This is a genomic window from Paenibacillus cymbidii (assembly GCF_004764705.1).
Classification (GTDB): domain Bacteria; phylum Bacillota; class Bacilli; order Paenibacillales; family NBRC-103111; genus Paenibacillus_AN; species Paenibacillus_AN cymbidii.
In genome coordinates, this window is the sequence record NZ_SHLX01000018.1 from 14,370 (window position 1) to 35,322 (window position 20,953).

20 protein-coding genes are annotated in these 20,953 nt (G+C 56.7%); 9 read left to right on the forward strand and 11 right to left on the reverse strand.

What is annotated here, in order from left to right:
• Nucleotides 1–114: 114 nt before the first annotated feature.
• On the forward strand, nt 115–1,596 hold the full coding sequence (locus tag EXY20_RS23185) for a M81 family metallopeptidase (RefSeq protein WP_135554505.1): 1,482 nt from the start codon (nt 115–117) through the stop codon (nt 1,594–1,596).
• 103 nt (nt 1,597–1,699) lie between these two features.
• Here EXY20_RS23185 and EXY20_RS23190 read toward each other — a convergent pair whose 3' ends face one another.
• The 5 genes from EXY20_RS23190 to EXY20_RS23210 all read right to left on the reverse strand — a co-directional run bounded on the left by EXY20_RS23190 (nt 1,700) and on the right by EXY20_RS23210 (nt 6,713).
• Entirely contained in the window at nt 1,700–3,949 is a 2,250-nt protein-coding gene (locus EXY20_RS23190; protein WP_135554506.1) for an ATP-binding cassette domain-containing protein, read from the reverse strand.
• Between the two features lie 151 nt (nt 3,950–4,100).
• Nucleotides 4,101–4,496, reverse strand: a complete 396-nt coding sequence (locus EXY20_RS23195) for an SRPBCC family protein (RefSeq protein WP_135554507.1) — start codon at nt 4,494–4,496, stop codon at nt 4,101–4,103.
• The gene (locus tag EXY20_RS23200; RefSeq protein WP_135554508.1) at nt 4,493–4,822 is read right to left on the reverse strand and encodes an ArsR/SmtB family transcription factor; all 330 of its coding nucleotides are present in this window, start codon (nt 4,820–4,822) and stop codon (nt 4,493–4,495) included. Before EXY20_RS23200 ends, EXY20_RS23195 begins: the two co-directional genes overlap by 4 nt.
• A gap of 155 nt (nt 4,823–4,977) precedes the next feature.
• Entirely contained in the window at nt 4,978–5,937 is a 960-nt protein-coding gene (locus tag EXY20_RS23205; RefSeq protein ID WP_135554509.1) for a D-2-hydroxyacid dehydrogenase, read from the reverse strand.
• 197 nt (nt 5,938–6,134) lie between these two features.
• Nucleotides 6,135–6,713: a TMEM175 family protein gene (locus tag EXY20_RS23210; protein WP_135554631.1), complete on the reverse strand. Its 579-nt coding sequence runs from the start codon at nt 6,711–6,713 to the stop codon at nt 6,135–6,137.
• A gap of 368 nt (nt 6,714–7,081) precedes the next feature.
• Between EXY20_RS23210 and EXY20_RS23215 the strand changes: the two genes are divergently transcribed.
• On the forward strand, nt 7,082–8,503 hold the full coding sequence (locus EXY20_RS23215; protein WP_135554510.1) for an MDR family MFS transporter: 1,422 nt from the start codon (nt 7,082–7,084) through the stop codon (nt 8,501–8,503).
• 97 nt (nt 8,504–8,600) lie between these two features.
• On the opposite strand, the gene EXY20_RS23220 is transcribed toward EXY20_RS23215, so the two are convergent.
• Nucleotides 8,601–9,035: an SRPBCC family protein gene (locus tag EXY20_RS23220; RefSeq protein ID WP_135554511.1), complete on the reverse strand. Its 435-nt coding sequence runs from the start codon at nt 9,033–9,035 to the stop codon at nt 8,601–8,603.
• A gap of 168 nt (nt 9,036–9,203) precedes the next feature.
• On the reverse strand, nt 9,204–9,671 hold the full coding sequence (locus EXY20_RS23225; RefSeq protein ID WP_135554512.1) for a phage tail protein: 468 nt from the start codon (nt 9,669–9,671) through the stop codon (nt 9,204–9,206).
• A gap of 282 nt (nt 9,672–9,953) precedes the next feature.
• On the opposite strand from EXY20_RS23225, the gene EXY20_RS23230 reads away from it, so the two are divergent.
• The 7 genes from EXY20_RS23230 (at nt 9,954) to EXY20_RS23255 (ending at nt 17,140) form a co-directional block, all read left to right on the forward strand.
• Nucleotides 9,954–10,193: a hypothetical protein gene (locus tag EXY20_RS23230; protein WP_135554513.1), complete on the forward strand. Its 240-nt coding sequence runs from the start codon at nt 9,954–9,956 to the stop codon at nt 10,191–10,193.
• 185 nt (nt 10,194–10,378) lie between these two features.
• A complete protein-coding gene (locus EXY20_RS23235; RefSeq protein WP_135554514.1) occupies nt 10,379–10,870 on the forward strand; it encodes a hypothetical protein in 492 nt (163 codons plus the stop codon).
• The gene (locus EXY20_RS23240) at nt 10,867–11,619 is read left to right on the forward strand and encodes a hypothetical protein (protein ID WP_135554515.1); all 753 of its coding nucleotides are present in this window, start codon (nt 10,867–10,869) and stop codon (nt 11,617–11,619) included. Before EXY20_RS23235 ends, EXY20_RS23240 begins: the two co-directional genes overlap by 4 nt.
• Before the next feature lie 21 nt (nt 11,620–11,640).
• Entirely contained in the window at nt 11,641–12,435 is a 795-nt protein-coding gene (locus EXY20_RS23245) for a hypothetical protein (protein ID WP_135554516.1), read from the forward strand.
• A gap of 76 nt (nt 12,436–12,511) precedes the next feature.
• On the forward strand, nt 12,512–12,994 hold the full coding sequence (locus EXY20_RS23250; RefSeq protein ID WP_135554517.1) for a hypothetical protein: 483 nt from the start codon (nt 12,512–12,514) through the stop codon (nt 12,992–12,994).
• Nucleotides 12,991–13,158: a hypothetical protein gene (locus tag EXY20_RS39140; protein ID WP_167859454.1), complete on the forward strand. Its 168-nt coding sequence runs from the start codon at nt 12,991–12,993 to the stop codon at nt 13,156–13,158. Before EXY20_RS23250 ends, EXY20_RS39140 begins: the two co-directional genes overlap by 4 nt.
• A 103-nt stretch (nt 13,159–13,261) precedes the next feature.
• Nucleotides 13,262–17,140, forward strand: coding sequence for a coiled-coil domain-containing protein (locus EXY20_RS23255; protein WP_135554518.1), 3,879 nt, complete (start codon nt 13,262–13,264; stop codon nt 17,138–17,140).
• Nucleotides 17,141–17,201: 61 nt separating this feature from the next.
• Here the strand turns inward: EXY20_RS23255 and nrdF are convergent, their stop codons facing one another.
• Genes nrdF through EXY20_RS23275 form a run of 4 tightly spaced genes read right to left on the reverse strand, consistent with a single transcriptional unit; the run spans nt 17,202 to nt 20,837 of the window.
• Complete coding sequence (gene nrdF / locus EXY20_RS23260) at nt 17,202–18,167, reverse strand: class 1b ribonucleoside-diphosphate reductase subunit beta (protein ID WP_135554519.1); 966 nt, start codon at nt 18,165–18,167, stop codon at nt 17,202–17,204.
• Complete coding sequence (nrdE, locus tag EXY20_RS23265) at nt 18,155–20,248, reverse strand: class 1b ribonucleoside-diphosphate reductase subunit alpha (RefSeq protein ID WP_135554520.1); 2,094 nt, start codon at nt 20,246–20,248, stop codon at nt 18,155–18,157. The genes nrdF and nrdE overlap by 13 nt, the downstream gene beginning before the upstream one ends.
• The gene (locus EXY20_RS23270; RefSeq protein ID WP_135554521.1) at nt 20,245–20,616 is read right to left on the reverse strand and encodes a ribonucleotide reductase stimulatory protein; all 372 of its coding nucleotides are present in this window, start codon (nt 20,614–20,616) and stop codon (nt 20,245–20,247) included. The genes nrdE and EXY20_RS23270 overlap by 4 nt, the downstream gene beginning before the upstream one ends.
• On the reverse strand, nt 20,613–20,837 hold the full coding sequence (locus EXY20_RS23275) for a glutaredoxin family protein (RefSeq protein WP_135554522.1): 225 nt from the start codon (nt 20,835–20,837) through the stop codon (nt 20,613–20,615). Before EXY20_RS23275 ends, EXY20_RS23270 begins: the two co-directional genes overlap by 4 nt.
• Nucleotides 20,838–20,953 lie beyond the last annotated feature (116 nt).

Sequence of the window (20,953 nt, forward strand, 5' to 3'; positions counted from 1 at the left end):
GGATGCAACGGAACCGTTTCATGCCAAACAAGCCGGCAACGGACGCGGCGTGCTTGCCGATGCAGACGCGCCCGTTCGGTTCCCGCTTGACTTTACTTCCGAGGAGCGTTGTACATGAAGGTGTTGTTGGCGGGTATTTTTAACGAATCGCACAGTTTTACCGGCGGTGTGACGGGGATTGCCGGTTTTCGCATTTCCCGCGGGGACGAGCTGCTGGCCAAAGCGGGCGACGGCTCGATGGTCGACGGCTTCCTGTCGGTAGCCGCGCGCGAAGGCTGGGATGTCGTGGCGGGCAGCTTCTACGACGCGGGAGCTTCGGGCACCGCCGATCATGCGGTGTTCGAGCTGTTCTGGGAGGAGCTGGCGACGCTGCTGGCCCGCGCGATCCCGGACGGGCTCGACGCCATCTTCCTCGTCCTCCACGGGGCGATGGTGACGACGGAGCATCCCGATCCCGAAGGAGAGCTGATGCGCCGCATCCGCGCGACGCCGGGAGCGGAGGCGCTGCCGCTGTATGCCGTGCTCGACCTGCACGGCAATCTGTCGGCCGCCATGGGCGAACATGCCGACTGCCTCGTCTGCTACCGCGAGAATCCGCACATCGACGCCTGCGAACGCGCCGTCCATACGGCAGAGCTGCTGGCGCGCTGCCTGAAGAGCGGCGTCCGGCCGCGGACGTACGTGCGGCAGGCGCCGATCCTCTGGCCGCCTACCGGCACCGGCACCGCCGATGCGCCGATGCGGGAGCTGGAAGCGGCCGCGCGGCGCATCGAACGCGAGGTCCCCGGCGTGCTGACTGCCAGTGTATGGGCGGGCTACTCGTTCGCCGACGTGCCGGACGCGGGGGTGGCGTTTTCGATCGTCGCCGAAGGCGATCCGGCGCCTGCCCGGGCGGCGCTTGACGAATTGGCGGAGCAGGCATGGTCGTTGCGGCAGGCCGGCTTGCCGGACGAGCATGATCTCGAGGAAGTGATGCGACGGATCTTGCCGGTCGCCCGCGGCCCGGTGCTGCTCGTCGAGCCGGCGGACAACATCGGCGGCGGCGCGCCGGGCGACTGCACCGACGTGCTGCGGGCGATGCTGCGCCACGACGTGGAAGGCGGCGCCGTCGCCATCGCCGATGCGGCCGCGGTTGCGGCGCTGCAGGCCGTGCCGATCGGAGCAACGGCGACGCTGTCGATCGGCGGCAAAGGCAGCCCGCTCGACCCCGGGCCGGTCGAGCTGGAGATCGAGCTCGTGTCGCGCAGCGACGGCCGCTTTACGCTCGAGGACCGCAACAGCCACTATGCGTCCGCGCACGGCGTGAATGCCGAGATGGGGCCGTCGGCCGTCGTGCGTCACCGCGGGGTGACGATCCTGTTGACGACCCTGCGGATGCCGCCGTTCGACCTCGGCCAGTGGCGGAGCCAGGGCGTCCATCCCGAGCAGTTGGCCGTCATCGGGGTCAAAGCCGCCGTCGCCCATCGGCGGGCATACGACAAGATCGCCGCAGCCAGCTACACGGTCAAAACGCGCGGTCCGTGCTCCTCCGACCTGATGGCATTGCCGTTCCGCCACATCCGGCGGCCGATTTTTCCGCTGGATGCGCTGGAGTGACGCCGGCATCGACGATGACGAAGAGGCCATCCTTGGCGGGATGGCCTCATTTGTAATTTCCTTCGGATGGGCATTTTGGCTTATTTCGCCATTCCCTTGTTGTTTACCTGCCCAAATACCGGCTTGTCAAAGAATGCGTCGCGCTCAGCAGCTGCTTCGGCGTGCCTTCGAAAATAACTTGCCCGCCCTTGCTGCCGCCTTCCGGTCCCATATCGATGATCCAGTCGGCGTTGCGGATCACATCGAGGTTATGTTCGATCACGATGACGGTGTTCCCGGCATCGACAAGGCGGTTCATGATCTCGAGCAAATGAGCGATATCCGACATATGCAGTCCGGTCGTCGGCTCGTCCATCACATAAATGCTGCCTTGCTTGTGCAGCTCGCTGGCCAGCTTGATGCGCTGGCATTCGCCACCCGACAGCGTGCTGAGCGGCTGGCCGAGCGTCAAGTAATTGAGTCCCACGTCGCTCATCGCTTGCAGCCTGCGCACCACCTCTTTGATTTCGAAAAAAGCGAGCGCCTGCTCGACCGTCATCTCCAGCACGTCGGCGATCGATTTGCCGCCCAGCTTGTAGGCCAGCACCTCTTCCTTGAACCGTTTGCCGCCGCACACCTCGCAAGTCGTTTTGACATCCTCCAGGAAAGCCAGGTTCGTATAAACGACGCCCAGCCCCTGGCAGTTCTCGCAGGCGCCCTTGGAATTGAAACTGAACAGGCCCGCGTTCACTTTGTTGGCGGTGGCAAACGCTTTGCGCACATCGTCCATGATGCCCGTGTAGGTGGCCGGATTCGAACGGGTGGATACGCCGACCGCCGACTGGTCGATCACGATCGCGTCGGGATGCTTCTGCAGGAACACCTCGTTGACCAATGTGCTTTTGCCTGAGCCGGCCACGCCCGTCACTACCGTCAGCACACCCGTCGGGATGTCGACGCTCACGTTGTTCAAGTTGTGCAGCTTGGCTCCTGCGATGGACAGTTGGCCCGCAGCCGAACGGAACGTCTCCTTGATCGGCATCGCCTGCTTCATATGATTGCCCGTCAGCGTATCGGCCTGCAGCAAACCGGAGAAGCTGCCTTCGTACACGATCGTGCCGCCGCGTCTGCCGGCGTAAGGCCCGACATCGACGATATGATCGGCGACTTGAATCACGTCGGGGTCGTGTTCGACGACAATGACCGTATTGCCTTTGTCGCGCAGCTTCTGCAGCAGCTCGCCCAGCCGGTGCACGTCGCGGGGATGCAAGCCAACACTCGGCTCGTCGAAAATATACACCACATCCACCAGACTGCCGCTCAGGTGTTTGACCATCTTGACCCGCTGGGATTCGCCGCCGGACAACGTGTCGGTTTCACGGTCGAGGCTGAGGTATTCCAACCCGATGTCGACCAGGTGCTGCAGCCTTTCCGTCAGCGCCTTCACCATCGGCGCCGCCGCCTGCTCATCGATTTCCTTGATGACGTCGATCAGCATGCCTACCTCCATGGAGGACAGCTCGGCGATATTGCGGCCGTTGATTTTGCAGCGGAGCGCCGCTTGGCTGAGGCGGGCGCCACGGCAGAGATGGCACGGGCCGATGGTGATGAACGGCTCCACCGTGCGCTGGGTGCGTTCGGACATCGTTTTGAGATCGCGCTTGATGTATTTGCCGCTGAACTTCTCGATGACACCCTCCAGGGTAAAATTGACCGGCTTCCCGCCGACATGCATCTGAATCTTCTGCGGCTTGCCGTACAGGAGCTGCTCCATCTCTTCCTCGGTATAATCGGCCAGCTTCTTGTCGACATCGTACAACCCCGATTGGACATGAATGTTCCAATCCCAGCTTTCCACGCCATAGTCCGGCAGCAGGAGGGCGCCTTCATTCAGCGATTTGGACAGATCGAGCGCTTTCTCCAGATCGACACCCAGCTTGCGGCCGAGGCCGTTGCATTCCGGGCACATGCCTTGCTGGTCGTTGAAGGAGAAGGCATTGGCGTTGCCGGCGGAAGGCTGGCCGACGCGCGAGAACAACAGCCGCAGGATGGGGGCGATATCGGTAATCGTGCCCATCGTCGAATGCGAGCCGCCGCCGAGCCGTTTCTGGTCGACGATGACCGCCATGCTCAGGTTTTCGATCGCGTCCGCGTCCGGCTGCTGCAATTTCGGCAGGAAGTTGCGGACGAACATGCTGAAGTTTTCGTTCAGCAGCCGCTGGGATTCGGCGGCGATCGTATCGAAGACGATCGACGATTTGCCGGAGCCGGACACGCCGGTGAAAATGGTGATGCTGCGCTTCGGAATGCGGAGCGATACGTCTTTCAGGTTGTTCTCGCGGGCGCCGCGAATTTCGATGTACTCCCGGGACATAATAGCCTCCTTTGCGTGGCTTCATGGGAATGATGAAGCTGGTTTCCTACCTACCAGTCTATCACGAAATGATAGTGTTTAATCCTGATACGAAGCAACGGGGGCTCCACAAAATGGCTTATTTCGCAGCCCCCCCTTGCTCAACGCTTGCTTACGCCAACGCCTGTTCGAACCCGCCGAACCAGTTCCTCCAGCCATACCGGGCTCCTTCGAGACCTTGCTTGTTCGTGAACCCGGTTTGTTCGAGATGAAGATTCACTTTCCCGTCCTCGAGAACCTGCAGTGTCCAGGTGACCGTGTGCTTCTCGTCGCCGTTGGCGAACGTGTAGGACAACCGGTTCGGTTCGTCTACGAGCAGCACCTCGCCCTTAATGATGCCATCCCAGTATTGAGACGGCTCCGTGCGGAACTCGAATTGGTGCCCGACGACCGGCTTGAAGTCGTTCGCCATGATCCATTTGGCCAGCTTGTTGGAATCGGTTAACGCGGACCAAGCCTTCTCGATCGTCGTTTGATATTGGAAATCCATGGACAATGCCAGGCTCATTGTTCTTCCTCCTCGAGTAGTTGTTGCAAACGCATCATATTCGTGCTCCAGAACTTGCTGTAGAACGCGGCCCAGTCCAGAATTTCGCGGAGCGGGGCGGCATTCAGCCGATATCGCGTTTCCCGGCCGACTTTGCGGTCGATGACTAGTCCGGCCTCCTTCAGAATGGCCAGATGCTTCGATACCGCCGTGCGGCCCATCTGAAACGGCTCCGTCAATTCATGCAGCGGCAGCTCCTGCTTCTCCGACAACAGCTGGATCAAGCGGCGCCGAGTCGGGTCGGCGACGGCGTCAAATACATCGCGCAACGGATGGTTCTCGCTCACAACACCCTCTCCCGACTAGTTTTATAAGTTCCGGCAAAGCTTATACAAGCAGTCGACTGTCCGCCTCAAGCGCTTGAATTGGACACCAAATGGTGACGCTTTTAACAATAGGACACCGAATGGCGTCCTGTCAACCTCTTTCTCCAATCCCTCGGCTACCGGTTTACCACATTGACCGGGGATTTTTGCAAAAACGCGATCACATTGTCTTCCGCGACCCCCAGCAATCTTGCCCGCGCCTCTTTCGTCGCCCAGGCGATGTGAGGAGTAACGATGCAATTGCGCGCCCCGATTAGCGCATGGCCGGCAGCGGGAGGCTCCATCGTCAGCACATCGAGCCCGGCTCCGGCGAGCCGACCTTCGTTCAACGCTTCCGCAAGCGCCTCGTCATCCACGAGCGCTCCCCGCGACGTATTGATGAGAAACGCCGTCGGCTTCATCCACCCGATCCGCTCGCGATCGATCAGGCGATTCGTTTCCGGCGTAAGCGGGCAATGCAGGCTGACGACATCCGCTGCGCGAAGCACCTCTTCCGTCGAACCCCAGCGTACATGCTCGAAGCCGGGCAGCTGTTTCGGCGAGCGGGCTGAAGCGAAGACGTTCATGCCGAATGCCGCGCCGATTCGCGCCGTCTGCTGGCCGATTCGCCCGAACCCGACAATGCCAAGCGTCTTGCCTTCCAGCTCGATGAGAGGCGCACGAACGAAGCAGAAATCCGGGGAGGCCGCCCACTCTCCGTTCCTGACCGCATCGTCATGCCGCTGCACGCGGTGGCACAGCTCAAGCAGCAGCGCGAACGCGAATTGCGCCACGGACCCGGTGCCGTAATCCGGCACATTCGTGACCGGGATGCCCCTTGCCGCCGCCGCGGATACGTCCACCACATTGTATCCCGTTGCGAGTACGCCGATATAGCGAAGCTGAGGCAGCTTGGCGATCGTTTCGGCGGATAGCGGCGTTTTGTTCGTCAGAACCATTTCCGCATGAGCGGCCCGCTCCACAATTTGTTCCGGCGCCGTCCGGTCGTACACCTGGAGGCTGCCGAGCGAACCCAGCCTTTCCCAGCTCAAATCTCCCGGATTAAGCGTATATCCATCCAGTACGACGATGTTCACGTTGTTTCGTCCCCTTCTCTCGCAATAGTTGGCGCGCCTCGCTGGAAAAATTTCGATGTCACCATGTTACCACACGCCTCCGGATTTATCATCCCGCGACGAAACAGCATGCCGGCCGCACCACATCGGCTTATTGCCGGCACTACCGAAAAAAACGCTTCGCCCCTCGCCAATACCCGAGAATCGAAGCGCTTCGTTTAGCGGCTTCTCAGCGCCTGTTCGATGCGCCGATCCGGCACGAACCAGACGACGGCAACGAGCACGAAGAAGCAGCCGGATATCCAGGGACTCACATACGCGGTCGCGACCGCAATCAAGTAGAGGAAGGGCGAAAGCTTTCCTTTCCAGTCTTTGCCCATCGACACGACGAACGAGGAATCGCCGGCATGCTGGCGCATGATGGCAAGCTGGAGCAGCCAGTAGGACAGCGCCGCCAGCAGCAGAATGATCCCGTACAGCGCCGTCGGCGTTGCGGCAAAATGGCTTTCCCCCATCCACGCCGTCGTAAACGGCACAAGGGAGAGCCAGAAGAGCAGCAGCAGGTTGAGCCACATCAGCCGCCCGTTCATCGTGCGAACCATATGCAGCAGATGATGATGATTGTTCCAGTAGATGCCGACATAAACGAAACTGAAGATGTAGCTGAGAATTTTCGGGCCCAGTTCGGTCAGCGCATGCCAGTCATGGCCTTCCGGCACTTTGAACTCCAGAACCATAATCGTGATGATAATCGCCAGCACGCCATCGCTGAAGGCTTCCATCCGATTCGCTTTCAGTGTGCTCACCTTTTCTCGCATCCGCGCTCATTTCGTCGATCAACACCAGTAATTTCCCATGCCTCGCTCCCGCCTGTCAAGCGAAACTTTCCTTCACTCCTCGATGAATCGCACATGCAGCAATAATCGCTTGAGCATAACGGCACGCTATCTTACTCCCCAACTCCCATCCTGTCAAGAAATAATGCGCGAATGCGCGACGCAGAGGGAACTCCCCCTTAATGTGTGAAAAATACGAACGAATTTCCCGGCAGGAGGAGCCGTTTCGCTTTTTTCAACTCGTTCTGCATCCCGTAAAATGTTGTTCAGGCCGAAGAAAGATAAGCGGCGCACGTACAAGAAACAAAATGAATGTCGGGAGGCGGATGATGAACAACCAAGCCCAAGCGGTAAACGAAGCAAAAAGAGGGCCAATGTTGGCCGCCCTGCTGATCGGCGCGTTCGTCGCGTTCCTCAACGAAAATTTGCTGGTCAATGCGCTCCCCGGCTTGATGCGGGAATTCAATGTAAGCGCCACGACCGTCCAATGGCTGTCAACGGGCTACATGCTCGCGATCGGCGTATTGGTGCCGGCGACCGCCTTGCTGCAGCAATGGTTCACGACGCGGCAAATGTTTATGTCCGCTATGGCGTTATTTGTGGCCGGCACCCTATTATGCGCTGTTTCCCCGGGATTCGTCATCTTGCTGGCGGGCAGAATCGTTCAGGCTTGCGGGACCGGTCTGTTGGTCCCGTTAATGATGAATACCATCCTCGCCCTCTACCCGCCGGAACGCCGGGGCGCCGCCATGGGGCTCATGGGCCTGGTCATCATGGTTTCCCCTGTCATCGGGCCGGCCTTGTCGGGGCTGATTCTCGATACCTTGAACTGGCGCTGGCTGTTCTATGTGGTGCTGCCGGTCGCCAGTTCGGCGATGCTGTATGCCGGCAAGTTCCTGAAGAATGTGACCGAACGGACCAGGCCCCGGGTCGATCTGATCTCCATTGCACTTTCGACCGTCGGTTTCGGTTGCGTCACCTACGGCTTCAGCCAACCCGGTCTCTGGGTGTCGCCGACGGGGTACGGATCGCTCGCCGCAGGCGGCCTCGCCGTGCTCTTGCTGGTATGGCGGCAGCTCGCGATTCGGGAACCGCTGCTCAACCTTGCCGTTTTCCGGTACCCCGCTTTCTCCCTGGTTGCGGCAGTCGTTGTCGTCCTGATGATCGTTTTGTTCGCCACCACGACCTTGTTGCCGATTTATATGCAGGATGTGCTGCAGATGACTGCGTTCGCAACGGGCTTGCTTCTGATGCCGGGGTGTATCCTGAACGGGATCATGATGCCGGTGTCGGGCAAGCTGTTCGATACCTTCGGCCCGAGACTCGTCATGATGCCCGGGCTGATCCTGATCGCCATGTCGTTGTGGCTGTTGACCGGCATCGACAGCGATACGTCGCAAGGGTTTCTATTGTTCAGCCATATTCTTTTGTTCCTGGGCATCTCGTTCGTCGTCATGCCGGCGCAAACGGCGGGTTTGAACCCGCTGCCGCCGCATCTTGTCCCTCATGGCACCGCCATCTACAATACGCTCCAGCAAGTGGCAGGAGGGATCGGCATTGCCTGGTTCGTCGGCACCATGTCGTCCGGAGCCGCTCGTTATTTGCGCCAATCGCCCAATCCCGCCGCGGTGTACGAGCAGGCGCAGAGCACGGTCGCCGGACTGCAGGAGGTTTTCCGAATTGAATTTGCGCTTGCCATCCTCCTTTTGGTGCCGGGATGGTTGATCGGGAGGAGGGCCAGCCGGCAATAAAGCATCGCATGGTCTGCTGCCGTGCTTGCTGCAGCGGCAATGCATAAAGGCCATCCCTGATGGAATGGCCTTGTCATTGCCAAGCGAGCTGTGATCCCTATTCTTCCTTAGAGGCTTCACTATAGGCTTTGAAGTTGTTCATAAACGCCTGCCAGCCGGCTTGCTGCATCTCCACGGAATTGGTCGATTCCGCTTCGAACGCTTCGACGATTTTGGTTTCGTTGCCTTGGGGAATAAAGTCGATTCTCACTTTTCTTCCATCGCCGAGCGTGTAAGCGATCAATTCGTGCGTTTTCACATCATCGTACACGCCGCCAAAATCGAAACCGAAGCTGCCGTCCTTCGCTTCCATTCGGGTCAGGAAAGTGCCGCCGGTTCGCAAATCGTTTTCGGCCCGCGGCGCGTGCCAATCGTCGGAGGCGAAGCTCCACTGAGTAATATGCTGCGGCTCCGTCCAATACTTCCATACTTCGGCGACCGGCGCGTTGACGACGGTTTCGACGGTAATGGTTACGTTGTTGCCCGTTTCCATTGTCATGTCCCTCCTCATGTGATACGACTCGCAATCTATTATAGCAAATCCCGCCGGTTCTCGCGATTTCCGTCCTGCTCGTCCCGCTGTACAGCCTTGTCATCGCCTGTTTCGCGCGCACACGTTCCGTTATTCGTTTTTCTTGGCGGGCTGGAGTTGACGCTTGTGTCAATACTCCCCTTTAATCACGAAGAACGTGCCCCGAATCGTTCCGGCCAGCTTGGACTTCTGTCTGGCGAACTTGAACTTCTTCTCCTCCAGTTCCTTCGGCACCTCCATCCCTTCGGACAGCTTGAATCCGACGGCCCGTTTCTTCGGATCGTCAATCGTATACAAGACGTTGACCCCGAGCCCATCCTCATAGAAGACGAAGGTCCAGAGAATATTCTCCACTTGCAACTGCGACGTTTCCAACGGCTTGGCCGCAAATACAAGACCTCGTTCTTCTTTCAGGATCCGGTTCACATAATCGAGCGTCTCCTGGCTTTCGCTGGCGGGGACGACCGTAAATTCATGCTTGTACTTGTTCATGAAATAACGGGCCTCATTGGCGCGCAAGCCCGCCAGCGCTTCCGCGACAGGCGAAGACTCCAGCCCTACCGTGGACACCTCTTTAAAATCAACGACATACGCCATGTTCCATCTCTCCTTCAATGAATCGTGTCTTTACCCCATAGTATACCAAAACGAGGCAAGAAAAACTTTTGCGCCTTGCCTGGCCTCTTAACCGGCACGCTATCATACACGCCAACCCGCGTCTCGTCAAGAGATCATGCGCGAATGTGCGATAGAGCGGGAGGCCCCCTTTACGTTTCAAAGATACGAAGGAAGAGCCGCGTTGAAGGAGCAGGGTCGCTTTTTCCAAATCGTCCGGGTTCCTGTACAATTTTGTCCAGATTCACGGAAAGGAGCCGCCTCATGCACAGACTGGATAAAGTCAAGTTTACGCTCTTCTATGGCAAAATGCCGGAAACAGCCTGTTACGGGTACATGGAGTCGGATCGGGAGGGCGGCATGGTTGCGCTCTACAATCAATACGGCGAGGAAATCGACCTGTACGGGGGACATGAATTTGTCCGCGTACGGTCGCTTGGCAAATTCGATGACGAGGATCGCGACAATTTTTACTCCTTGCTGGAAAGCGATGGGGTGGGGTAAATTCGGCAATGAAAGCATGTGACGCAATGATCGGAACAAAAATGGGGGATGGCGCAGTATATTTGAGATGGTGAGGGGAGTGATGACGACAGCGGAGGGCGGCACTATTTTTTCGGCCAAAATAGAAATAAAATAAATAAGCATTCGGAGCGCACGACCGAATCCGCCACAGGAGCTGAAGTACCATGAATTTGCGTCAACATCTGCAGGCTGTACGATCCGTGCTTGTCGCGGACGAAACGCTGCTTCGCCTGCTGCACTACAAGCCGGCAGACGCCGGCGACGATCCGCTGGACAGCGGAAAGCCCGATATTCTGGCCATGGCGCCGGAAGGAAGAGATACGATTATCACGGATGTAATCCGCAACGTCCGTGATATTGACGATCTGACGACGGAGGAAAAATGCAGGCTCGTTTATTATCCGCGGCTGCGAAAGGAAACGTCGAACCATCTGATCGCCGATCAGGACATCGCTATCGACGTTTACTGCCATTATTCGTTCGAAGAAACGGATGGAAGAAGCGCCTGGGTGGCCGATCGCGCGAACGCGCTGCTGTTCGGCAAGCATCTGGCTTCGGTAGGTCGAACGTTTCTTCGTTCGGGCAACTCGATTGCGGCGCCGAGCGGTTATGCCGGGTATCGGCTGATCTACACGTTCGGAAGTGAAAATTATTGATGCTTCCCGATGACGAACAAGCGATCAAGCTGCGTTTGCTCGCCGACATCCCGATCGCTATCGCGGATGCCGGTTTTTTGCGTGCGCCGAAGCTGCGGTTGATCGCCGAAATATGCGAAACTCACTACAATCGGCTCGTCGCCGCATTGCTGTTTGATGCGAGCCAACTGGAAGACGTCGAGGCGGATGGCATAAGCCCGTTCGACTTGTTCTGCGCTTATTGCCGTTGCAACGAACCGTTCCGCTCGCTCGTGCTGGAAGGATTGGCGCTTTTTTTTCAAACGAAGGCAGCCATGGCGGGGGCGGAGGAAATGAACCGCTTTGTGCTTGGCGATCCTGCCGCAGGCGCTTCCGGTGCAAGCGGACACATCCATGCCGGCAACTTCGATCGCATGCAAACGGTTCTCAAGCTGGCTCACCATATGAAGCTTCCGCAAGGGCCGGAGTTTCGTCCGGCCAATTCGCGCGCCAAGGAAATGATCGATCGGATCGTCAAGTCGCGCCGCAGCAAACCGACGGGCAAACAAGAGATGAACCTGCACAGCATCGTCTCCGGCATGGCTTGGCGCTCGCCGGATCTGTCGATCGCCGCCATTTTCGACTTGACGATTTATCAGCTGTATGACGGATTCTTCCGGCTCGATCACATCGACAACTACCAGTTCACGATGTCCGGCCTATACGCCGGCACTGTGGACGGGAGCCAACTCAATTTCGCCAGTATTCACTGGACGACCCTCATTCCATAATCAATTAGGAGATGATTGTTCATGACAACGCCACAACAGTACGCTGTCCGCGAGGTTGCGCTCGCTACCTTTTACGATATCCAAACGGGCAAAGCCCGCGTTCAGCTGCAAAATTTGAAAACATCCGGGCTCGAGAACAGCGCGGAGACCGTCTACGCCCGCGGCGGCCGCGGCAATGCCAAAATCGTCGGCTTCTCGTCCAACCGAGAAGGCAAGGTGAAGCTGCAGGATGCGCTGATCACGAACGAGGCGCTCGCCATGCTCACTTCGAACAACGTCGCCATCGCTTCGGCGAATATTTACCAACGCGACGAGCTCGTCGTTTCTTCCGACGCGGCTGCGCTGAAGTTCACTCCGGCTGCAGCCGGCAGCCTGATCAGCGTATACAAGCTGAACCCGGACGGCACGCACGGGTCGGAGCTTGCCTATACGGCTTCGGCTGCAGCTTCGGGCAAATATACCGTTACCGGCAAAACGCTCGGCTTCTTCGCCGACGAAATCGCCGACGGCGCCAAAGTGGTTGCCTATTACAAAACGGAAACGGATGAAGATGCCAGCACGATCACCGTTTCGTCGGACAAGTTTGCCGGTTCGTTCAAGGTCGTGCTCGACTGCCTCGTTCGCGACGCTTATACGAAGCAGGATTACGCTGCGCAAATCGTGATCAACAACGCCAAGCTGCTCGACTCCTTCAAGTTCAGCATGGCCTCCACGGGCGATCCGACGATGCTCGATCTCGAACTCGATATCCTGAAACCGATCAACGGCAACGATATGTGGACGATGACCGTCTACGACGAAACGCTGCTAGCGTAAGCCATCCCGTTGCGGGAGCGGAAGTTGTCTTCCGCTCCGGCTTTCATGATACGAAAAAAAAGGAGAAACGATCCCCGTGCCACGCGCCAAACGATTGACACCCGACGAATTGACCCGGCAGAACGAAGCGCTCGATCAACGCCGCAAAGTGCTGCTGCTCGGCAAATATGAGGAATATATCGATATGCGCTTCCGCAAGCGCAAGATCCAGCGGTTAATGCAAGCGTTCTTGCTCCTGCTTGCCGACCCGCAATGGACAAACTCCTCCGACCGCGAAACGACGAGCGAATCCTTCTACCTGCTCTATGCGCTCATCGTCAAGCATTTCACATCGATTGAGCTGCCGCCAATCGACAACCTGGAGCAACTGATCTCCGTTTCGAATGCGCTGTATGACACCGGCGTGCTTAATGAATTGTTCGGCAATGGGGAACAAGCCTTCGATAGACAGGAATTGCTGAAGCTGTCGGCCGAACTGGTCGCAGGAATGCAAGCGCTTGTCGAAACAATTGGCAACCAATCCGCGGACGTGCCGCATCAAGGAGGGCAAGCCGAATGAACATTTACCGTTTATCGGACAAGGAGCTGCAGAATTTGCTTGTTTTTCTGGGGCGCATCGAGCTGAAGGGGCACGAGGTGCCCGCATTTAACGAAATTATCGCGGCATTATCGCAAGCGCAGGCCGCCCCGGATGCTGCTGCGGGTCAGGATCTGCCGGCTTGACGAACTATTTTGTTCCAAACGGCGGCGTTTCCATCTTGCAGACGCCGCGGTTTGGACCAAAATGAGAAAGCCGCGTTGCGCGCATATAAGGGAGGAAGTCAAAGTGGCAAACGAACCATTAAAGCTGCTTGTCGAGACGGCCATTGATACGAGTCCGCGGGCGATCGCCAACTTGAATGAGCAAATCAAACAATTGTCCGGCAAGCTTGCCGGATTGCAACTTACCGTTCAACTTGACGCGGGAGGGGGCGGAGGCGGGGGCAAAAAAGACAGCGGATGGTTTCAGGATCTGACAAAATCGCTTCAGGAAGTTGTGAAGAAAAACTGGAGCGAACTGGAGAAGGCAACAACCGGGCTGGCTGTCGAGAGCGTGAAAAAAAGATTCGAGCCTCCGAAGCCTGAAGTCGATGCCAATGCAACCAAGCAAATCGGCGAACAAGCGGAGAACGCGGGGAAACTGGCGCAAAATCTGGGTAAAGCCGGCACTGCCAGTTCGCTGCTAAAGATCGGCATGTCCGGACTGGCCGCTACGGGGGTTGGAGCCGCATTCGCGGTTGTCAACTTCGGCGTCGAACAATTGATCGGCCATTTCGCCAAATTGCGCGAAGCGGAAGCAAAGGAAGCTGCCGCGATCAAATCGTATACGAACAACGGCGCTCAGCTCCAAACGCTCGTCAACCGGTATGCCGAACTTTCCGCATCGGGCATGCTAGCTTCCGAGCAGCAGAAGCAACTGCTTGAGGTACAGAACCAGTTTATCAAGCTGATGCCATCCGTCACGAGCTATATAGACGCGCAAGGCAATGCCCGGCTCAAAACGGTCGACAGTATTAAACTGGAGCTGGAGCATTTGAAGCAGCTTCGCGATTTTCAAGATCGCGAGACGCTGGATAAAGCATACATAGCCCGCGACAAACTGTATAAAACCATCACCGGCAATGAAGGAAAAACAAAAGAGCTTGAAGACGACGTCAAACAAGCCAAAAAGAATGATGTTTTCTTTGTAAACGGCAGAGCCTTCCCTTTATCCGAATTGCAAAAGAACCAATATGTCCGCGATGCCGAAAAGAAATTGGAAACGAATCAACATGAGATCGCCCAAGGGTACGAAGAGGTCAATAAGGCAATTATCGCGAATTCGGAAGCGTACATCAGACATAGCGGTATCGTTGGCGAGCTGACGGAGGCGGATAAGCGATACATCCAGGAGCAGGTGCAGCTGCAAGCCAGCGTCCTGAAAACGGCGTCGGATCAGCAGGAGTTTAACAAGAGGTTCTCCTACGTATCGGACAACATCGATAAAGTCAGCGCAAGGCTCATAACGCTTCGCAACCAGCTCGGCGATGTCGGGTCCGCATTCTCATCCGAGCAATTGCTTCAGCTTGCGCCGAATCAGATTGCAGTGCTTCAGCAGCTCAATGCGACGATCGGCGACAATCGCAATGCCTGGAAAAGCCAGGGCGAAACGCTGCTGAACGCAGGCTTCACCGCGCAGCAGTCGATTGCGATCATCAAAGCGGGCCTTGGTCCGCTCAAGGAGCAGACCGATCTGCTCGTTCGATGGAAAAGCGGCATGGATCAGCTCGGCAACGCCTATCAGGTGCTGAACAAGGGAGAATCGTTGTCGAGCGAAACGTTGATTCAATTGATCCAAACCTATCCGGAAATCGCCAAATACATCAACGAAACGAACGATCTTACGCTGCAAAAAGGCGTGATTGTGCAGCAGGTTGCCGAAGCGCAGCGGGAACAGGCGCTGCTTGAGGTCGACAATGAACTGAAGAGCAGCACCGCACTTTGGCAGTCGCTGGAAAACAAACGGAAACTTTACGAAGCCTACTTCAACACGATCGGCTATATGCTGCCGGACGGCACTGGAATGGGCAGCGACATTTTTTCGGAATCGGATCAGAAGGCGTTGGACGAGCAGGCACAGCGAATGGCGGAGTTGAAGGTGCAGCGGGAAGCGTTGAACAAACCGCTGCCGAAGCCGACGCTCGATTCGCCGGGCGGCTCGAACCGGTCGGTTTCGGCTCCGGTCGATCCGTATGTGATCGACGAGTACGCCCGCGCCATGCGCGACCTGGATACGCAGCTGAAGGAATCGGAGTCGCTGCTTGCGAAGTACGACAAAACCTCGCAGGACTATCGGGATCAGCAGCAGAAGACGATCGATATTCAGCGGCAAAAACAGGAGTTGGCCCATAACGAGGCGGATCGGCTTCGCGGCGAAATTGCCGGCATTCGGCAGCGGCTCGACATCGAACAATTGGACCAGGAGCAGCGCAACAAACTGTTGCAGCAGCTTGAGCAGAACGAAACCAAACTGGCCGAGCTTTCCCGCGCCTGGTGGGATTACGAGAGCGCTGCGGTCAGCGCCAATGAGCAGATTCAGGAAAGCAGCTTTGCCTTCTCGAAGCATTGGATCGAAGAACAGAAGAAGCTGAAGCTGCTTTCGCTGGATGAAGAGCTGGCGGCCTGGAAACGGGTTCAGGAGCGGTATGAAGCGGGCTCTGACGAACGAACCGAAGCGGAGAAGGAGATCGCCCGCGTTCAGGGAGAGATGGCCAAGGCGGCGGAAGAATCGAACAAGCGGATCGCCGCATCCCACGGCCGATGGGTCGACGAAACGAAGAACGGCCTGGAGTCGGTCAAGAAGCAATACAAGGAACTGTACGAGCAATTGACCGATCTGGAGAAGAAGCGTCACGAAGAACGAATGAACCAGCTCGATCGGGAGATGGAACGCTTCGAGCAATCGGTCAATCAAGAGCTGGAAGCCATGGACAGGCAGGATGACGCCCAAAATTACGGAGATGAGCGCACCGCCAAGCTCAAGGAACGGGAAACGCTCATCGGACGAATCGCGCTTCTGTCGTTGAACGACGGGATCGGGGCCAAGGCGGAGAAGCGGGAGCTTCAGCAACAGCTGGATCAAATGAACGACGATATCGCCAAATTCGAGCGTCAGCGCAGCCGCGACGTGGTCAAGCTCAATTTGCAGGACCGCTTGGCCGCCAAGGAGAAGGAAGTCAACGACGCCAAATCCGCCGAGGATGAGAAGCACAAAGCGATCCAGGACAAGCTGGACGCCACGCTGAACGACGAAAAAATATGGACGAAACTTAGTGAAGATGTGTTCGCCGGACATACGCAAAATGTAACGGCGATCTTTGATAGTTTGAGCGGGAGCATTAAATCCGTCATTGCCGAGATCGGCAGCAGCATCAAGAAGGAAATGACCGATCCGCTTGCGGACAGCGGCACGAAGCTGTTAAACCAATTGGGTCAAACGGCGAGCGGCTTCACGGCCAACGAGCAGACCGCGCGAGGGACAGCCGTAGCGGCTGCGAATCAGGCGCAGAGCGGTGTCGGGTTCGGCGGCGGCGCCACGGGAGACGACTATCAGAAGCTGCTTCAGGACAATCCGGAGCAGCGAATACGATTGATCATGCAGAACATGGGCTTCCAGGAGGACTGGCAGGCCAAGCTGTATTTGGCATCGTACGACGATGAATACGCAAGATCACAAATCGCTTACGCCAAAAAGAAGTATGACGAATACACGAAAGCGGGCAATACGGCCAGTGCGGAAGCGGCGCACCGCTATGCGCAGCAAATCCGCGACCGGAACGCGAATGTCGGCAGCGATCCTGCCTATATGGATACAGGAGGGTACACCGGCGATTTTGAAGGCGGCAAATGGGCGGTTCTCCATAAGAAAGAATACGTGCTCAGCGCCGATAACTTCCGCAATATTCTCGCAGCCGTCAATCTTTCCGGTTCGCTGGTGGATCGCCTGAAACCGTTCGCTCCTCAGATCGGCGCTGTTGCCGGCGGCAAACAAGCCGGCGAAACCAAGATCCTGAACGTAGACAAGCTTATCCACGTCGAGAAAATGGACAAGCATACGAATCTGGATGTTCTGATGGACCAGATTGATCGCAGATTGAAGCTTAACTTCGGGTTCGGCTTGGGTTAAACAAAAGAACGGAGCCCGCCATCCGGCGAAGCTCCGTTCCCGTCAAGTATATGTCGATGTGCTAAAACCGAAACGTGTCGTCCGTGATCGGCGCCACCTTGGCCACCGCGTAGGTCGAACCCTTCTGGGAAAAGAAATCGTACGTCGACCCTTCGTTCCGGATGCCGTTCATGACGATCGGATTCACTTCCTCGTCGGGGAACATGACTTCGAAGCCGATGTTCATCAGCGCTTTGTTGGCGTTGTAGCGGACATAGTTTTTGACGTCGGGGCTTAATCCCGTCTCCGCGTACAGATCGTTCGTGTAGCTCATCTCGTTATGGTACAGGTCGAGCAGAAACTCGTAGCCCCACACCGTCAGCTGTTCTCTCTGCTCCGCCGTAAACTGCTTGAACCGCTGCTGGGCAAAATAGCCGATCGCCACGCCGTGAATCGATTCGTCGCGCAGGATGAGCGAAATCACTTCCGCGCTGTTCCGCAGCGTGCCTTGTCCGCCGAGGTACAGCGGGAAGAAGAAGCCGGAGTAGAACAGGAACGATTCCAGCATGACCGAGGCGAACATCGCTTTCCACAGGGAAACTTCGTCCCCCTCTTCGATCGCCTGATACACGTCGCTGATTCGTTTCGCTTTATACTGCAGGTACTCGTTGCGTTTGACCCAGTCGAAAATCTGGTCGATTTCGCTGTTCGTACACAAGGTCGTGAAAATATACGAATACGACTTGGCGTGAATCGCCTCGAAAGAAGCGAACACCGTATAAAGCGCCTTCTCCTGCAAATTCGGCTCGTAACGGGCAATTTCGTTCATGCCGATATTCGTCTGAATGGTATCGAGCAGCGTCAGCCCGCCGAGCACCTTCTTGTATGTATCCTGGTGGACGAAATCCTGCCACTGCTTGATGTCCTTGCTGACGGCGATTTCTTCCGGAAACCAGATCTGCTTCCACTGCTGATCCCAGAACACCTTGGTCAACTCGTGCTGATTGCGGTTCCAGTTGACCGCTTCAAACGCTTTTATACCGAGCATGAAACACACTCCTCAATCGTCTGCAGGCGCTGCCGCACATAATACACCGTCTTGATGCCTTTCATCCAGGCGTAAATATACAGGCGGGCCAGCTGCTCCGTCGTCCATTGGTCGGTGACATACAGCGTCATCGAGATCCCCTGGTCGATATGCCGCTGTGCCGCGGCGTACAGATCGATCATGCGGTATTGATCGATCTCGTAAGCTTCCTTGTACAAGGCCATATTGTCGTTGCTCAGGAATGGCATCGGATAGATCGTCCGGCTGTCGGCGTAATCGCGAATTTCCACTTTCTCCGTGCAGGGCGAAACCGAAGCCGTACTGTTGCGGATGTACGAGATGCTTCCGGTCGGCGCAATCGCCAGGCGATACGCGTTGAACAACCCGTGCTCCATGACCTGCTCCTTCAGCTCGGCCCACATCTCCGGCGTGATGGACGGTACGTTCCCGAGCGCTGTCCGTACAGCCTGCGGCAAGTCCGCAGCTGCTTTGTTCACGTACGAGTCAAAATAAACGCCCGTCGCATAATCGCTTTCCGCGAAGCCGTGGAACGTTTCCCCTCTCTCCCGCGCAATCCGCATGGACGCCAAGAGCGAATAATAATTGACCGCCTCCATGAACGCGTCGATAAAGGCAACCGACTCCTCCGAGCCGTACAGAATGCCTTGGGAAACGAGGTGTCCGTGAAGGTTCATCAGGCCGAGGCCGACGGAATGCATGCAGCGGTTCGCTTTCGTAACCGACGGCACGTTGCGGATATCGGTCATCAGCGAAACGTTCGTCAGCAGCCGCATCGCCGTATCGACCAGCTGCTCGAAATCGTTTACCCGCACGGCGTTGTGAATATCGATCGAACCCAGGTTGCAGGACACGTCCAGCCCGTATTCGTTTTCCGTCCCGAAGTCGTTGATGATGCTCGTTTCCTGCACTTGCAAAATTTCCGTACACAGGTTGGACATCTTCACCCGGCCCAAATTGCGCAGCGGATGCTTCGCGTTCACGTGATCGTCGAACACCTCGAACGGATAGCCCGATTCGAACTGGGCTTTCTTCACTTCCGTATACAATTTCCGCGCGTTGATCCGTTTGATTTTGCGAATATTCGGGTTGTCGAGCAGCTCGTAATACATGTCGCTGATACTGATTTCGGACATCCGCTTGCCGTATTCGTTGTAAATGTCGTACGGGCTGAACAGCACCATATCCTTGTCCCGCTTCATCAGCTCGAAGAAAATGTGCGGCACGATGATGCCGGTGGACAAGGTGGAGAGTCTGATTTTATCGTCAGCATTCGGCTTCTTGGCCGAAATGAAGTTTTCGATGTCGGCATGGAAAATGTTCAAATAAATAACGCCGGAGCCGTTGCGTTGACCCAATTGGTTCGAGTAGGAAAAAGAGTTCTCCAGCAGCTTTGCGACCGGCATCACGCCGCTGGCGCGATTGAGAATGCCTTTGATCGGGTCGCCGAGCGGTCTGAGATCGGTGACGTTGACCCCGACGCCGCCGCCCAGGCGGGACAGCTCCAAACAATAGCCGATATTCTCGGCAATGCTGCTCATCGAATCGTCCATCGTCAGCTTGAAGCAGCTGACAAGCTCTCCGCGGGCTTTTTTGCCGCTGTTCAGGGCGGTTGGCGTCGCCGGCTGGTAAGCCGACATCATCGCTTCCACCGCGCTCTCCGCCAGCCGTTCGTCCCCTTGCGCCAAATACAACGCCGTAATGACGATGCGGTCCTCGTATTTCTCGAGAATTTCTTCGCCGTTCCGGCTTTTCATCGCATAGCTTTCATAAAATTTGCTTGCGCTCATGAAGGAAGGGAAGCGGAATTTATAGGCATACGCCTTTTCGTAGAGCCTTTCAATGAACGAAATCTCGTACTTCTCCAGGAAGGCGGACTCATAGTAGCCTTCGTCTACCAGATAACGAATCTTCTCTTGCGTATCGATGAAATAACGCAGCTTGGCGTTGATGTGCTCCAGAAAATAACGCCGCGTCGCTTCCTTATCCTTGGCCAGATCCAGCTTTCCCGTACGGCTGTACTGGTTCAGCACTTCGTTGTTCAGCTTCAAATACGACTTCACCCGACTAGCTCCTTTCGGAAACATTGCTCGTAATAGCTCCGGATCGCTTCGTAATCATCGGCGAAGCCCCTCATATCGATTTTGCGCACGAGCGGAATTTGCCATTGCCGCGCGATGGCGTCTCCAGCCGCCCCGAACAGCCGGTGGCCGAAATTGCTGTTGCCGCTCACGATCACGCCCCGGCAATACGTGCCGCTGCCCGCCATAAATGCCTTCACGCGAGGCGGAATTTCGCCCAAATTGTCCGTATAGGTAAACAACAGGAACGGTTCCCCGATCGTGCGGCCTTCTTCGATTTCGACTGCCGGAAGCTGCAGCCGCGAAATGATAAATCGAACATTGCCGGTTCGACTCGCGTAAGCGATCATACGGTTAGCTGCTCCACTCGCTTCATCATCTCGTTCGGATCGTGGATGAACTCGCCGTCCGCTTCCATGACCGGCAAGCTGAGCATGCCAACCTCGATCAGCCTTTCGCGGGCTGCCTCGTCGTGATCGATATTGATAATTTCAATCGCCAGATCGGTTCGCGCGATCTCGGATTTGATCCACATGCACTTGGGGCATACCGTTTTTGTATACAGTTTCATAATGATTCTCCTCATGTGTTAGTCTTGGGCATACGAAAAAACGCCCTCATCCCAAGGGCGCTGCTGCAAAACGACATGCACCATCCGACCCCGGCAGGCAACTGTTTCTTAACCAA

Bases quoted from the DNA above. Each gene is read 5' to 3' on its own strand.
- EXY20_RS23230 (WP_135554513.1), top strand. From the start codon at position 9,954: ATGCACAGACTGGATAAAGTCAAGTTTACGCTCTTCTATGGCAAAATG.
- EXY20_RS23270 (WP_135554521.1), bottom strand. From the start codon at position 20,616: ATGATCGCTTACGCGAGTCGAACCGGCAATGTTCGATTTATCATTTCG.
- EXY20_RS23225 (WP_135554512.1), bottom strand. From the start codon at position 9,671: ATGGCGTATGTCGTTGATTTTAAAGAGGTGTCCACGGTAGGGCTGGAG.
- EXY20_RS23235 (WP_135554514.1), top strand. From the start codon at position 10,379: ATGAATTTGCGTCAACATCTGCAGGCTGTACGATCCGTGCTTGTCGCG.
- nrdF (WP_135554519.1), bottom strand. From the start codon at position 18,167: ATGCTCGGTATAAAAGCGTTTGAAGCGGTCAACTGGAACCGCAATCAG.
- EXY20_RS23190 (WP_135554506.1), bottom strand. From the start codon at position 3,949: ATGTCCCGGGAGTACATCGAAATTCGCGGCGCCCGCGAGAACAACCTG.
- EXY20_RS39140 (WP_167859454.1), top strand. From the start codon at position 12,991: ATGAACATTTACCGTTTATCGGACAAGGAGCTGCAGAATTTGCTTGTT.
- EXY20_RS23275 (WP_135554522.1), bottom strand. From the start codon at position 20,837: ATGAAACTGTATACAAAAACGGTATGCCCCAAGTGCATGTGGATCAAA.
- EXY20_RS23220 (WP_135554511.1), bottom strand. From the start codon at position 9,035: ATGGAAACGGGCAACAACGTAACCATTACCGTCGAAACCGTCGTCAAC.
- EXY20_RS23245 (WP_135554516.1), top strand. From the start codon at position 11,641: ATGACAACGCCACAACAGTACGCTGTCCGCGAGGTTGCGCTCGCTACC.
- EXY20_RS23195 (WP_135554507.1), bottom strand. From the start codon at position 4,496: ATGAGCCTGGCATTGTCCATGGATTTCCAATATCAAACGACGATCGAG.
- EXY20_RS23185 (WP_135554505.1), top strand. From the start codon at position 115: ATGAAGGTGTTGTTGGCGGGTATTTTTAACGAATCGCACAGTTTTACC.
- EXY20_RS23215 (WP_135554510.1), top strand. From the start codon at position 7,082: ATGAACAACCAAGCCCAAGCGGTAAACGAAGCAAAAAGAGGGCCAATG.